Raw genomic sequence first — 12,902 nt, 5'->3', positions numbered from 1 at the left:
CCGACCGCCTCCCCGCGCGCCAGGCCCGGCGGGACCGGCCCCCGCTGTCGCGCCGCCCGGCCCGCTCGCTGCGCTCGGCCGCGCGCTCCCGGCCCCGGGCCCGCCGGCGGTCGCGGACCCCACCCACCTCGACATCGGCCTGCGTGGCTTCCTCCCCGCCTCCCTCGTCGAGATGCGTCGCGTCCGCGACCTCCAGCCGGACATCGGCCAGGAGATCGAGGCCAAGATCATCGAACTCGACAAGCAGCGCAACAACGTCGTACTGTCGCGTCGTGCATGGCTCGAGCAGACCCAGTCCGAAGACCGATCCGAGTTCCTGCGCCAGCTGCAGAAGGGCCAGGTCCGCAAGGGCGTCGTGTCCTCCATCGTCAACTTCGGCGCCTTCGTCGATCTCGGCGGTGTCGACGGCCTGGTGCACGTCTCCGAGCTGTCCTGGAAGCACATCGACCACCCGTCCGAGGTCGTCACCGTCGGTGACGAGGTCACCGTCGAGGTGCTCGACGTCGACCTGGACCGTGAGCGTGTCTCCCTGTCGCTGAAGGCCACCCAGGAGGATCCGTGGCGCGTCTTCGCCCGGACCCACGCGATCGGCCAGATCGTCCCGGGCAAGGTCACCAAGCTGGTTCCGTTCGGCGCCTTCGTCCGCGTCGAGGAGGGCATCGAGGGCCTGGTCCACATCTCCGAGCTGGCCGAGCGCCACGTGGACGTCCCGGACCAGATCGTCACCGTCGGCCAGGAGCTCATGGTCAAGGTCATCGACATCGACCTCGAGCGTCGCCGCATCTCCCTGTCGCTGAAGCAGGCCGACGAGGACTTCGCCGAGGAGTTCGACCCGTCGAAGTACGGCATGGCCGACTCCTACGACGAGCAGGGCAACTACATCTTCCCGGAGGGCTTCGACTCGGAGACCAACGAGTGGATGGAAGGCTTCGACGAGCAGCGTGAGGCATGGGAGGCCCGGTACGCGGAGTCCGAGCGTCGCCACAAGATGCACGCCGCCCAGATCGAGCGCCACCGCGCCCAGGCTGCCGAGGCTGACGAGGCCGCCGACAACGGCTCCTACTCCAGCAACTCGGACAAGCCGGCCGCCGCCGTCGAGGAGACCACCTCCGACGCCGGATCGCTGGCCTCCGACGAGCAGCTCGCCGCACTGCGCGAGAAGCTCGCCGGTTCCGGTGAGTAGTACCGTCGCCTGAGGCACGGTCCCGACCCGGCCCACCCCCGATACCGGGGTGGGCCGGGTTTTCGGCGTGCCGCCACCCTTATCTTTTGCCGGTCGAAGTTCTATGATGTGGAATAGCCCGCTCACCAGGAGCGGTGACCCACCCCTTCACCTCACCAAGGCGGAACCCACCCATGGCAACTGCGACAGACACCTCGCGGCACATCCTCAGGGAGATCGGAGGGGCGGACAACGTCTCCTCCCTGACCTACTGTGCCACCCGACTACGCTTCGACCTGGTCGACCGTTCCAGGGTCGACCGGGACGCCCTCGACAGCGACCCGGCGGTGCTCGGCGTCGTCGAACAGGGGAGCACCGGACTGCAGGTGGTGATGGGGGGCGGAGTCGCCGAGTACTACAACGCGATCGTCAAGGAACCCGGGATGGGCGACGCCGACACCGAGACCCGGTCCGCCTCGAAGAAGGACTACGGCGGTGTCCGCGGCCGCTACGACTGGGTCAACTACTGCTTCGAGTTCCTCTCCGACACCTTCCGGCCGGTGCTGTGGGCACTGCTCGGCGCATCGCTCATCATCACGATGCTGGTCCTGGCGGACACGTTCGGCTGGCAGGACTTCCGTGCGGACATGGCCCACCAACCCGATGGATATGTGCTGCTCCACGCCATGTGGCGGTCCGTCTTCTACTTCCTGCCGATCATGATCGGCGCCACGGCCGCCCGCAAGCTGGGGGCAAACGAGTGGGTCGGCGCCGCGATCCCGGCAGCACTGCTGACGCCGGAGTTCCTGTCGCTCGGCGATGCCGGTGACACCGTCCACATCTTCGGCGTCCCCCTGGTGCTCAACGACTATTCCTCGCAGGTCTTCCCACCGTTGATCGCCGCGATCGGACTGTTCTGGGTGGAAAAGGGACTGAAGAGGATCATCCCCTCGGCCGTGCAGATGGTCTTCGTCCCCTTCTTCTCCCTGCTGATCATGATTCCGGCGACGGCGTTCCTCCTCGGGCCGTTCGGCATCGGTATCGGTAACGGCATCTCCGACTTCCTGCTGTGGCTCAACGGTGTCTCGCCGTTCATCCTGGCCGTGATCATCCCGCTGATGTACCCCTTCCTGGTCCCGCTGGGTCTGCACTGGCCGCTCAACGCGATCATGATCCAGAACATCGCCACACTGGGCTACGACTTCATCCAGGGGCCGATGGGCGCATGGAACTTCGCCTGCTTCGGTGTCGTCGCCGGCGTGCTGTACATCTCATTCCGTGAGAAGAACAGGGGTATGCGTCAGGTGTCGCTCGGCGGACTGATGGCGGGCCTGTTCGGAGGAATCTCAGAGCCCTCGCTGTACGGTGTCCTGCTGCGGTTCAAGAAGACCTACATGCGTCTGCTGCCGGGGTGTCTGGTGGGTGGCATCATCATCGGCTTCTTCGACGTCAAGGCCAGTGCCTTCGTGTTCACCTCCCTGCTGACCTTCCCTGCCATGGACCCGTGGGGCGGCTACCTCATCGGTATCGCGGCGGCCTTCTTCACCTCCATGCTGCTGGTCGTCTTCTTCGACTACCGGGGCAAGGACGAGAAGGCGGAGATCCTCGCGGGACTCGCCGCGGAGCGGGAGCGGGAGAAAGAGCAGAACGCCGACGCCGCCGCCGCCGACGCCGCCGACGCCGCCGACGCCGCCGACGCCGCTGACGCCGCAGTGGCCTCAGGGGCTTCAGAGGGGGCGGAAGCTGTGAAGCCCTCCCTGCAGCCGGGTGCGGTCACCGAGGTCACGGCACCCGTGGCGGGACGTGCCGTCCCCCTGTCGGAAGTCGACGATCCCGCCTTCTCGTCCGGGGCGCTGGGGCAGGGGATCGCGATCGAGCCCACAGGGGACACGGTGGTGGCCCCGGCGGACGGGAAGATACTCACTGTCCAGAAGACGGGTCACGCCGTCGGGCTTCGTCTGGACAGCGGTATCGACCTGCTGATCCACATCGGCATCGACACGGTGAAGATGGACGGTGCGGGATTCGAGGTTCTCGTCGAGAAGAAACAGCGGGTGACCGCCGGCACCCCGCTGATCCGGTTCGACGTCCAGCGGATCAGGGACGCCGGCTACTCTGCGGTGACGCCGGTCGTCGTCGTGAACACCAGGCGTTTCGCGGCAGTGGAGGGGCTGCCGGCGTCGGCCGTGGCCGTCGGTGACGACGTCATCTCGGTCACAGCGGCCTCTGAGGAGCCCGCGACCACGGCGTAACCGGGCCGGTGTCGACGGTGTCAGGGACGGGGAGGGCGTGAGGCGAGCTGGCGCTCGAGGTCGGCGATCCGGTTGCGCATACCTGCGACGGCCTCCGTGACGCGGTCGAGGAAGGCGTCGACCGCCGCCTCGTCGTACCCCCGGCGGCCGAATGCCGGCTTACGGAACGTCACGGCGCGGATGTCCTCCGGGGTCATGTCCATGCCGCAGAGTCTACCGGGTCACGGCGGGGCCGCCGGACAAGGTCGTACCTTCCTGTACTACTCCGCGGGGCGGATCTCGCTCTCGGTGACCCACTTGTGGTTGGTCATGGTCATGCCGTCGGCCTCGTAGTCGACCATGTAGACCGTCTCGTCCGTCGAACTGTCGACGGTCGCCTCGGCGCCGTCCATGCCAGGCATGTGGTCGGCCTCGAGAGTGACGGTCGCGCCGTCCTCGAGCCGCCGGTCGCCCGCGTCGGCGATCTCCTCCTGGACCACCCACCTGTGGTCGGTCACCGGAGCGCCGCCGTCGGTGGGGGTGTAGGACACCGAGTAGGTGAAGGTGTCGAAGGCGCCGGTGACCGTGGCGGTTGCCCCGTCCATCCCTTCCATGTGGTCGGCGGTGAGCACCACCTCGGTGCCGACCGGGAAGGCGGGGTCGTCCGCCTCGGTCATGCCCTCAGGCGCGGGGCCTCCGTCGGCCGGGTGCTCCATGCCGTTCATGCCGTTCATGTGGTCTGAATGATCTGACGCCGGGGACTCCGCCGAGGTGCCGCCCGCCGCTGTGCTGTCGTTCTGGTCGGAGCTGCACGCGGTCAGTGTCGCCAGTGCCAGAGCGCCGCCGGCGACGGCAGTGACGGTGAGTGTGGTCAGGCGTTTGGTCATGGTGGTCCCTGCTTTCCGGTCGATGTTGTCTATACCCCTAGGGAGTATACGTACCGGAGCCGCGTTCACCCCCGTCTGAGCGGGGCGGGACGACGAAGGCCCCGCACACCGACGGTGTGCGGGGCCCGGTGAGGTGGCACGCGATGTGCGCCGAGACACCGGCTACGCCGGGGTCACCTCCGCGACGGCGTGGAGCGTCTCCAGCTTGGAGGCCTTGCGCAACTGGATCTTCCAGCTGTCGCCGTCCTTCTCGGTGAAGTACGCGACCTTCGTCGGCAGGACGACAGGCTTGGCGAACTCCACCGAGTAGGTGCCGGCCGCGGGGAGGAGCCCCTCCAGACCGCTGAGGATCCGGGCCGCCGACCACATGCCGTGGGCGATCGTCGCCGGGAAACCGAAGGCCTTCGCGCCCAGCGAGGACACGTGGATCGGGTTCTTGTCCCCGGAGGCGTCCGCGTAGAGCTTGATGCCGGCCTGGTCGATCGGCCAAGTCGCCGTCGGCGTGGGGTCCGCCGGGATCTCGGGGCGCTCGAAGAGCGAGCCGGTGTCCTCGTCGCGGGCGGCGACGGTGGGATCAGCGGACGACGACAGACGGGCGCCCTTGGCGAGGAAGCCGGAGGTCTGCCGCCAGACCGGTGAGTCGCCGTCCTCGCCCTCGACGAAGATCTCGGTGACCATGTCGATGAGCAGGCCCTTACGGTGCTTGCGCAGGTTCTCCGCGTGGGTGCGGATGTGCAGGACGTCGTCCACCGTCAACGGGCGGGACTGCTCGATGACGTTGGTCAGGTGCACACCGCCCACGGCGTTGAAGGGGAAGTCGTCGGTCGACATTACCTTCATCACCAGGGCGAAGGAGATCACGTAGGGGTAGGTGTACGGCAGTTCATTGCCGAGACGCAGGCCGGTGGCGTCCGCGTAGGCGGCGAGGTGGGGGATGTCGATGGTGACGCCCTTGACCTCGAAACCGGTCGACGGGTCCTTCGTGGCTGACCGCTTCGCGCCGACCACGGGGACCATGTTCTTGGCGGCGCCCTTGTACTCCGTCATCAGGTCGGGGATGGCGGGGAGTTCCTTGTAGGTGACAGTCACGGTGGGGGTTCCTTCCTAGGCGCCGAGCAGGTTCTGGCCGCAGACGCGCACGGTGTTGCCGGTCACGGCGTTTGAGGCGTTGCCGGCGAAGTAGGCGATGGTCTCGGCGACGTCGACCGTGTGACCGCCCTGTGCCAGGGAGTTCAGGCGACGGCCGACCTCGCGGGTGCCGAACGGCATCGCGTCGGTCATCGCGGTCTCGATGAAGCCCGGGGCCACGGCGTTGACGGTGATGCCCTTGTCGGCGAGCTCCTCGGAGAAGGAGTCGACCAGGCCCACCACGCCGGCCTTGGTGGTGGCGTAGTTGGTCTGGCCACGGTTGCCGGAGATGCCGGCCATGGAGGAGACGCCCACGACGCGTCCGCCGTCGGCGAGACCGCCGTTCTCCAGCAGACCCTCGGTGATGCGGACAGGCGCGACGAGGTTGATGTTCTGCACCATGTTCCAGCGGCCCTCGTCCATGTTGGCGAGCAGCTTGTCCCGGGTGACACCGGCGTTGTGGACGATGATGTCCACCTTGCCGCCGTGGCGCTCCTCGGCATGGGTCTTGATCTTCTCGGCGGCGTCCGGGGACGTGACGTCGAGGGGCAGGGAGGAACCCTTGACCTCGTTGGCGGTCTCCGCGAGGCCCTCGCCGGCGGCGGGGATGTCCACGCAGATGACCTTTGCCCCGTCGCGGCCGAGCACCTTGGCGATGTCAGCGCCGATACCGCGGGCGGCACCGGTGACCACGGCGATCTTGCCGGCGAGCGGGGCGTCCCAGGACTCGGGTGCGCTGGAGGCGTCGGCACCGACGCGGATGACCTGGCCGTCGACGAAGGCGGACTTGCCGGACAGCAGGAAGCGCAGCGTGGACTCGAGTCCGCTCAGGTCGGACGAGGAGGTCTCCGGGGCGACGTAGACCAGCTGTGCCGTCGCGCCGCGGCGCAGCTCCTTGGCCACCGACCGGGTGAACCCTTCGAGGGACCGCTGGACGATGTGCTCGTCACGGTCCTTCACCAGTTCGGGGGTGGTGCCGATGACCACGATCCGGGCACAGGGGAGCAGCTTGCGCATCTGCGGGTTGAAGAAGTCGAAGAGCTGGTGGAGCTCCTCCGGAGTGGTGATGCCGGTCGCGTCGAAGACCAGTGCGGCGCGCTTGGCGTCGGCGCCACCGTCGATGAACTGGTAGTCGTTGCCCAGGAGCGGTGCGATGCCTGCGGCGACACGGCCCTCGCCGCCGATGACGACCGGACCGTCCAGTGCGGGCTCACCCTTCTTGTAGCGCCGCAGCGGCTCACCCTGGGGGACGCCGAGCTTGCCTGCGAGCCCTGAATTGACGACCTGATCAAGCAGGCCCTTGTTGGAGGAAGACAACGTTCGTAACTCCTTGGTAGTGGATCCGTTATTCGAAAGCGTACCTACGGACGCCCGAACAATGTATGTTCACATTTGTACCCTAGTGTGTGACCCCGAACCACGTCTCAAGATTCCGTGACGGGGGTTACACAAAAGTTCAGGGGCCGGACCAGACGGGACCGTGCCGGTAAACTTTCCGGAAACGTCTGGCAGACACCACGACCCACGACGACACGACAACACACGATGGAGAGACATCCAGATGACTACTTCGCCTCGTAAGGTCGCCATCCTCGGCGGCAACCGCACTCCCTTCGCCCGCTCCAACAAGGAGTTCGCGAACGCGTCCAACCAGGACATGCTGACTGCGGCCATCAACGGGCTGGTCGCACGTTACGGCCTGCAGGACGAGAAGCTGGGCATGGTCGTCGCCGGAGCCGTCCTCAAGCACGCCCGTGACTTCAACATGACCCGTGAGGTCGTCCTGGGTTCCGCGCTGAACTCCCAGACCCCCGCCTTCGACCTCCAGCAGGCCTGCGGCACCGGACTGGCCGCCGCCATCCAGGTCGCTGACGCCATCGCGCTCGGACGCATCGACGCCGGTATCGCCGGTGGCACCGACACGACGTCCGACGCCCCCCTCGCCGTCAACGACGAGCTGCGCAAGACCCTGATCAAGGTCAACAACGCCAAGACCACCGGCGAGATGGTCAAGCTGCTGGGTAGCGTGCGTCCGTCCCAGATCGCCCCGGAACAGCCGCAGAACGGCGAGCCGCGCACCGGTCTGTCCATGGGTGACCACGCCGCGATCACCGCCCGCGAGCTCAACGTGAGCCGTGAGGACCAGGACCAGTTGGCCGTCGAGTCCCACCAGAAGCTCGCCGCCGCCTACGAGGCCGGGTTCTTCGACGACCTCGTGACACCCTTCCTGGGTGTGCAGCGCGACACCAACCTGCGCCCCGACTCCACGGTCGAGAAGCTGGCGAAGCTCAAGCCGGTCTTCGGCAAGAAGGACGCGGCCGCCCACGGCACCCAGGCGACGATGACCGCCGCCAACTCCACCCCGCTGACCGACGGCGCCTCCGCCGTGCTGCTCGCCTCCGAGGAGTGGGCCGAGGAGCACAACCTCCCGGTCCGTGCCTACCTGGTTGACTCCGAGACAGCCTCCGTCGACTTCCTGCACGGTCGCGACGGGCTCACCCCGGACGGCCTGCTGATGTCCCCGACCTACGCCGTGCCGCGCCTGCTGGAGCGCAACGGCCTGACCCTCCAGGACTTCGACTTCTACGAGATCCACGAGGCCTTCGCCTCCCAGACCCTGGCGACCCTGCAGGCCTGGGAGTCCGAGGACTACTGCCGCGACCGTCTGGGCCTGGACGCCCCGCTGGGTGCCATCGACCGTGCGAAGCTCAACGTCAAGGGTTCCTCGCTGGCCGCCGGCCACCCCTTCGCCGCCACCGGTGGCCGCATCATCGCCACCGCGGCGAAGACCCTCGAGGAGAACGGTGGCGGCCGTACCCTGGTCTCCATCTGTGCCGCAGGTGGACAGGGCGTCACCGCCATCATCGAGCGTTAGTCACCTCGTCCCTGCCGGGGTCCCCGGTAACGCCGACACCCCGGGCGGGTTCCACCGTGAACCCTCCCGGGGTGTCTCCGTGTCGCTGCCCGGTCAGCCGAGGACGGCGTCGACGTCGGTCCGCAGCATCGCCGTGTTGTACCCGGACCACGTCGACATGACGAAGTACAGCCGGGACGGGTCCCGCGGATCCTGCCTCGGCAGCATGAAGGCACCGTAGGCGTCGGGTGACCGGAGTCGGGAGACCACCGTCTTCTTCGTCGACCACGGCCCGGTGGGGTTCGCCGCCTCCCGCAGGACGATCCCCTCGGTCGACTCGTACATCGCCAGCCACGAGTCCCGGTGCTCGTTGTACTGCACCGACAGCTCCGACACCCTGCCGTCGAGGACCGTCGCCGCAGCCGCCGCGTCCCCGACCCAGGCTGACCCGTCCCAGTACTCGGCCGTCGACCAGTCCGGGAACGTCTCCTCGCTGATGCGGGCCAGTGCCGCGGAGCCGGCCCGGCCGGACGGGGTGCCGTAGGCGTAGACGTAGTCCCTGCCGTTCTCACTGTGCTTCGTCAGTGCGGTCATCTGGAAGGCGTCGTTGACGGGCCGGCCGTCGACGGCACCGGCGACCCGGTCGTCGTCGGAGGCACGGGAGGACGCACGGGTGGATTCCCCGACCGGGTGGAACTCCTGTCCGCCGTCGGTGGACCGCACCGTCTGGGCGTAGTTGGTGGTCCACCTGCCGGGCTGCCCCCACGACCTCACCGACATGAAGTCGACGTACTGGTCGCCGTCGACCTCGATCCCGGACGTGGGGATCCTGGTGTGCTCCACGCCGGGTGTCTTGAGTGACGGCGGGAGGAACTCGCCGGACCGCCCGCCGGCGGCGGAGCCGTCGATGAGCAGCCCGTCGGACGGGTCGGTGTCCCGGGAGCTGAACAGGGCGTTGGAGTGCCAGCCGCTCAGCCCGGATGCGCACCCGAAGCTGTCGCCGAAGGCGATGAGTGTCCGCCCACCGCCGGCGTCCCACATGAATCCCAGGTCCGTCGACGCCAGCCCCAGGGCATGGGTCTCGTCGGGGCTGTTCGGGCCGGTGACCATGTACAGGGCCTCCGTCGGGGCGGAGACGTCCGGCAGGTCCCAGGGGGTGCCGTCCGCCCAGGAGGTCAGGGATCCGGTTCCGCCTGAACCTGAGCTCAACAGGGCGGATGCGCGGTCGGAGAGGTCGGGGGAGTAGGTGTCGCACGGTGCGGCACCGGCGGAGGCGGCGCCGACGACGGTGGCCACCGCCGCTGTGGCGACGGTGGTGAGGGTCAGTGTCGAGACCCGGCGGAGAGCGGGGGAGATCATGGGGCTCCTGTGAAGAAATGTCACTAAAGTTATACAAGGGGTGTATCGCGACTATAGTTCACTGTCATGACTCGCGAATCTTTTCCGGGGACGACGCGGCGCGGCACCGGCGCGCCGGTGAAGGCGCTCGTCGCTCTCCTGCTGGCGGGAGGTGCGCTCACCGTCACGCCGGCCCTGGCGGACACGACGGGGGAGGTCCCCGACCTTCCTGCGCTCCGGGAGGTGGACGGACCGGCGGGCAGCCTGCTGAACCGTCACCTCGGCACCGGTGACCAGATCTTCTGCACGGAGACCGGGGAACGGCTCTCCGAGATCGCCGGGCGGTGGGAGGAGGCGAACGAGGCCGGTGCCCGGGAGACGGCCAACCGGCTGAGGTACATCTTCGCCAACGCCAACTCGGCGAACGTCCAGTGCCTCACGGCGGCCGGGGCCGCCCTGACGTCGTCCGGCGGTGGATCCGTCGCCGGCTCCTGAGTGCAGGCTGCCCCGGGACGGTCCACAGCGCTATCCTTGACGACATGCGCATTATCGGCCTGACAGGTGGCATCGGTTCCGGCAAGACGACAGTGGCCGAACGGCTCCGGCAGAAGGGCGCGTTCGTCGTGGACGCGGACAGGATCGCCCGGGAGATCGTGGAACCGGGACAACCGGCCCTCGCTGAACTCGCCGAGGCCTTCGACGGGATCCTCGCCCCCGGGGGCGGGCTGGACCGGGCGGAACTGGCGCGGCAGGCCTTCGCCTCGGCCGACGCCACGGACACGCTCAACGCCATCACGCACCCCCGTATCCGGGAGCGCACCACTGAGCTCTTCAGGGAGGCCGAGGCGGAGGGGCACGACGTCGTCGTCTACGACATGCCCCTGCTCATCGAGAACGGGGAGGCGGAGACAGTGGACACCGTCCTCGTCGTCGACGCCCCCGACGACGTCCGGATCAGCCGCCTCGTCGAGTCACGGGGCCTGGACGAGGACGACGCGCGCCGACGGATAGCCGCCCAGGTGGACCGCGAGACGAGGCTCGCCGCGGCGGACGTCGTCCTCGACAACAGCGGGGACCTGGCGTCGCTGATCGCCCAGGTCGACGCGTTCTGGGAAGAGGTGTAGCCCCTCATGGCCTTCGCAGCAGAACACCCCGTCCTCTCCGAGTCCGAGTTCCGGCCGGTCGGGGAGGTGGAGCGCACCGACGCGAGATTCGAGGTCATCAGCGACTACGAACCCGCCGGCGACCAGCCGGCCGCGATCCGGGAACTGGACGAACGGCTCAACCGTGGGGAACGCGACATCGTCCTCATGGGCGCGACGGGCACCGGAAAGTCCGCCACCGCCGCCTGGCTCATCGAGCAGCAGCAGCGACCCACACTGGTCATGGCCCCCAACAAGACCCTCGCGGCGCAGCTCGCCAATGAACTCCGCAGCCTGCTCCCCAACAACGCCGTCGAGTACTTCGTCAGCTACTACGACTACTACCAGCCCGAGGCGTACATCGCGCAGACGGACACCTACATCGAGAAGGACTCCTCGATCAACGACGACGTGGAACGCCTCCGGCACTCCGCCACCTCGAACCTCCTGTCGCGGCGCGACGTGGTCGTGGTGTCCTCGGTGTCGTGCATCTACGGGCTCGGTACCCCGCAGTCCTACCTCGACCGGTCGGTCGTGCTCAAGGTCGGTGAGGAGGTCGAACGGGACCGCTTCCTCCGGCTCCTCGTCGACATCCAGTACGACCGCAACGACGTCTCCTTCACCCGTGGGGCGTTCCGGGTGAAGGGGGACGTCGTCGACATCATCCCGGCCTACGAGGAACTGGCGGTGCGCGTCGAGTTCTTCGGGGACGAGATCGACAGCCTCTTCTACATCCACCCGCTGACCGGTGACGTGATCCGGGAGGTCGAGGACATCCGGATCTTCCCGGCGACCCACTACGTCGCCGGGCCCGAACGGATGGAGAAGGCGATGGAGGACATCCGCGCCGAGCTGGAGGAACGGGTCGCCGAACTGGAGGGACGCGGCAAACTGCTCGAGGCCCAACGGCTCCGGATGCGTACCGAGTACGACCTCGAGATGATCCAGCAGGTCGGCTACTGCTCGGGCATCGAGAACTACTCCCGCCACGTGGACCAGCGTGAGGCGGGGTCGGCGCCGGCGACGTTGATCGACTACTTCCCTGACGACTACCTCACCATCATCGACGAGTCGCACGTCACCGTCCCCCAGATCGGCGGCATGTTCGAGGGCGACATGTCACGTAAGCGCAACCTCGTCGACTTCGGCTTCCGACTGCCCAGCGCCCTCGACAACCGTCCGTTGACCTGGGAGGAGTTCGACGACCGCAAGGGGCAGTGCGTCTACATGTCGGCCACACCCGGCGACTACGAGATGGCCGCGGCGGGCGGCGAGTTCGTCGAACAGGTCATCCGTCCCACCGGCCTCGTCGACCCGAAGGTCGAGGTACGCCCCACAGAGGGGCAGATCGACGACCTCATCGAGCAGATCCGCCAGCGCACCGAGAAACAGGAACGAGTGCTGGTGACCACCTTGACCAAGCGCATGGCGGAGGACCTCACCGACTACCTCCTCGAGCACGGGGTGCGGGTGCGCTACATGCACTCCGACATCGACACCCTCCGACGTGTCGAACTGCTGCGGCAGCTGCGACTGGGGGAGTACGACGTCCTGGTGGGCATCAACCTCCTGCGGGAGGGACTGGACCTGCCGGAGGTCTCCCTGGTCGCGATCCTCGACGCGGACAAGGAGGGCTTCCTGCGCTCGGAGCGCTCGCTGGTGCAGACCATCGGCCGTGCCGCCCGGAACGTCTCAGGCGAGGTGATCATGTACGCCGACAAGATCACCGACTCCATGCGGTACGCGATGGACGAGACCGAACGGCGCCGCGCCAAGCAGATCGCCTACAACAAGGAGCACGGGATCGACCCGCAGCCGCTCCGCAAGGCCATCGCCGACATCCTCGACCAGGTGTACGAGAACCGGGGCGACGGGGACGACGGGGCCACCGGTGTCGGCGCGGACCTCAACGTCGCCTCCGGAGACCAGGCGACGGCAGGGGCGCGGGACGCCGGCTCGCTGGCGCGGCCGGACCTGGAGAAGCTGATCGCCGACCTCACCACCCAGATGCAGGACGCCGCGCGGGAGCTCAAGTTCGAGCTCGCCGGCCGGCTGAGGGACGAGATAGCCGACCTGAAGAAGGAACTGCGCGGCATGATCGAAGCGGGCATCTGACTGGGGTAGGCTTTCGTGTGGAAACCAACCGCAACCACAGAGGGC

At 67.8% G+C, this 12,902-nt stretch carries 11 protein-coding genes; 6 read left to right on the top strand and 5 right to left on the bottom strand.

Annotation, left to right across the window (positions count from 1 at the left end):
- On the top strand, positions 1–1,183 hold a 1,183-nt coding region (locus Q0A34_RS01820; protein WP_291477902.1), incomplete at its 5' end, for a S1 RNA-binding domain-containing protein.
- A 173-nt stretch (positions 1,184–1,356) separates the two neighbouring features.
- Complete coding sequence (locus tag Q0A34_RS01815) at positions 1,357–3,414, top strand: glucose PTS transporter subunit IIA (RefSeq protein WP_291477900.1); 2,058 nt, start codon at positions 1,357–1,359, stop codon at positions 3,412–3,414.
- Between the two features lie 20 nt (positions 3,415–3,434).
- Here Q0A34_RS01815 and Q0A34_RS01810 read toward each other — a convergent pair whose 3' ends face one another.
- From Q0A34_RS01810 to Q0A34_RS01795, 4 genes are all read right to left on the bottom strand, one after another.
- Positions 3,435–3,617 (bottom strand): DivIVA domain-containing protein, encoded by a 183-nt coding sequence (locus Q0A34_RS01810; RefSeq protein ID WP_291477898.1) that lies wholly within the window; start codon positions 3,615–3,617, stop codon positions 3,435–3,437.
- A 57-nt stretch (positions 3,618–3,674) separates the two neighbouring features.
- The gene (locus Q0A34_RS01805) at positions 3,675–4,280 is read right to left on the bottom strand and encodes a YdhK family protein (protein WP_291477896.1); all 606 of its coding nucleotides are present in this window, start codon (positions 4,278–4,280) and stop codon (positions 3,675–3,677) included.
- Positions 4,281–4,442: 162 nt separating this feature from the next.
- Positions 4,443–5,369 carry a MaoC/PaaZ C-terminal domain-containing protein gene (locus tag Q0A34_RS01800; RefSeq protein ID WP_291477894.1) on the bottom strand — a complete coding sequence of 309 codons (927 nt, stop codon included), beginning with the start codon at positions 5,367–5,369 and terminating at the stop codon, positions 4,443–4,445.
- Between the two features lie 15 nt (positions 5,370–5,384).
- Positions 5,385–6,725, bottom strand: a complete 1,341-nt coding sequence (locus Q0A34_RS01795) for a 3-oxoacyl-ACP reductase (RefSeq protein ID WP_291477892.1) — start codon at positions 6,723–6,725, stop codon at positions 5,385–5,387.
- 244 nt (positions 6,726–6,969) lie between these two features.
- Between Q0A34_RS01795 and Q0A34_RS01790 the strand changes: the two genes are divergently transcribed.
- Positions 6,970–8,283: an acetyl-CoA C-acetyltransferase gene (locus Q0A34_RS01790; protein ID WP_291477890.1), complete on the top strand. Its 1,314-nt coding sequence runs from the start codon at positions 6,970–6,972 to the stop codon at positions 8,281–8,283.
- Positions 8,284–8,376: 93 nt separating this feature from the next.
- Here the strand turns inward: Q0A34_RS01790 and Q0A34_RS01785 are convergent, their stop codons facing one another.
- Entirely contained in the window at positions 8,377–9,621 is a 1,245-nt protein-coding gene (locus Q0A34_RS01785) for a DUF4185 domain-containing protein (RefSeq protein WP_291477888.1), read from the bottom strand.
- A 66-nt stretch (positions 9,622–9,687) separates the two neighbouring features.
- Between Q0A34_RS01785 and Q0A34_RS01780 the strand changes: the two genes are divergently transcribed.
- The 3 genes from Q0A34_RS01780 to uvrB are packed head-to-tail and all read left to right on the top strand — an operon-like array spanning position 9,688 to position 12,857.
- The gene (locus Q0A34_RS01780; protein WP_291477887.1) at positions 9,688–10,095 is read left to right on the top strand and encodes a hypothetical protein; all 408 of its coding nucleotides are present in this window, start codon (positions 9,688–9,690) and stop codon (positions 10,093–10,095) included.
- 44 nt (positions 10,096–10,139) lie between these two features.
- The gene (gene coaE / locus Q0A34_RS01775) at positions 10,140–10,724 is read left to right on the top strand and encodes a dephospho-CoA kinase (protein ID WP_291477885.1); all 585 of its coding nucleotides are present in this window, start codon (positions 10,140–10,142) and stop codon (positions 10,722–10,724) included.
- Positions 10,725–10,730: 6 nt separating this feature from the next.
- Entirely contained in the window at positions 10,731–12,857 is a 2,127-nt protein-coding gene (gene uvrB, locus Q0A34_RS01770; protein ID WP_291477883.1) for an excinuclease ABC subunit UvrB, read from the top strand.
- Positions 12,858–12,902 lie beyond the last annotated feature (45 nt).

It is taken from the genome of Corynebacterium sp., from assembly GCF_022712195.1.
GTDB lineage: Bacteria > Actinomycetota > Actinomycetes > Mycobacteriales > Mycobacteriaceae > Corynebacterium.
The sequence above is the reverse complement of the archived record's forward strand: the minus strand, read 5'-3'. Positions and strand labels throughout refer to the sequence as shown.

Coding starts and splice junctions, on each gene's coding strand:
- Q0A34_RS01805 (WP_291477896.1), bottom strand. CDS start 4,280: ATGACCAAACGCCTGACCACACTCACCGTCACTGCCGTCGCCGGCGGC.
- coaE (WP_291477885.1), top strand. CDS start 10,140: ATGCGCATTATCGGCCTGACAGGTGGCATCGGTTCCGGCAAGACGACA.
- Q0A34_RS01810 (WP_291477898.1), bottom strand. CDS start 3,617: ATGGACATGACCCCGGAGGACATCCGCGCCGTGACGTTCCGTAAGCCG.
- Q0A34_RS01790 (WP_291477890.1), top strand. CDS start 6,970: ATGACTACTTCGCCTCGTAAGGTCGCCATCCTCGGCGGCAACCGCACT.
- Q0A34_RS01780 (WP_291477887.1), top strand. CDS start 9,688: ATGACTCGCGAATCTTTTCCGGGGACGACGCGGCGCGGCACCGGCGCG.
- uvrB (WP_291477883.1), top strand. CDS start 10,731: ATGGCCTTCGCAGCAGAACACCCCGTCCTCTCCGAGTCCGAGTTCCGG.
- Q0A34_RS01815 (WP_291477900.1), top strand. CDS start 1,357: ATGGCAACTGCGACAGACACCTCGCGGCACATCCTCAGGGAGATCGGA.
- Q0A34_RS01785 (WP_291477888.1), bottom strand. CDS start 9,621: ATGATCTCCCCCGCTCTCCGCCGGGTCTCGACACTGACCCTCACCACC.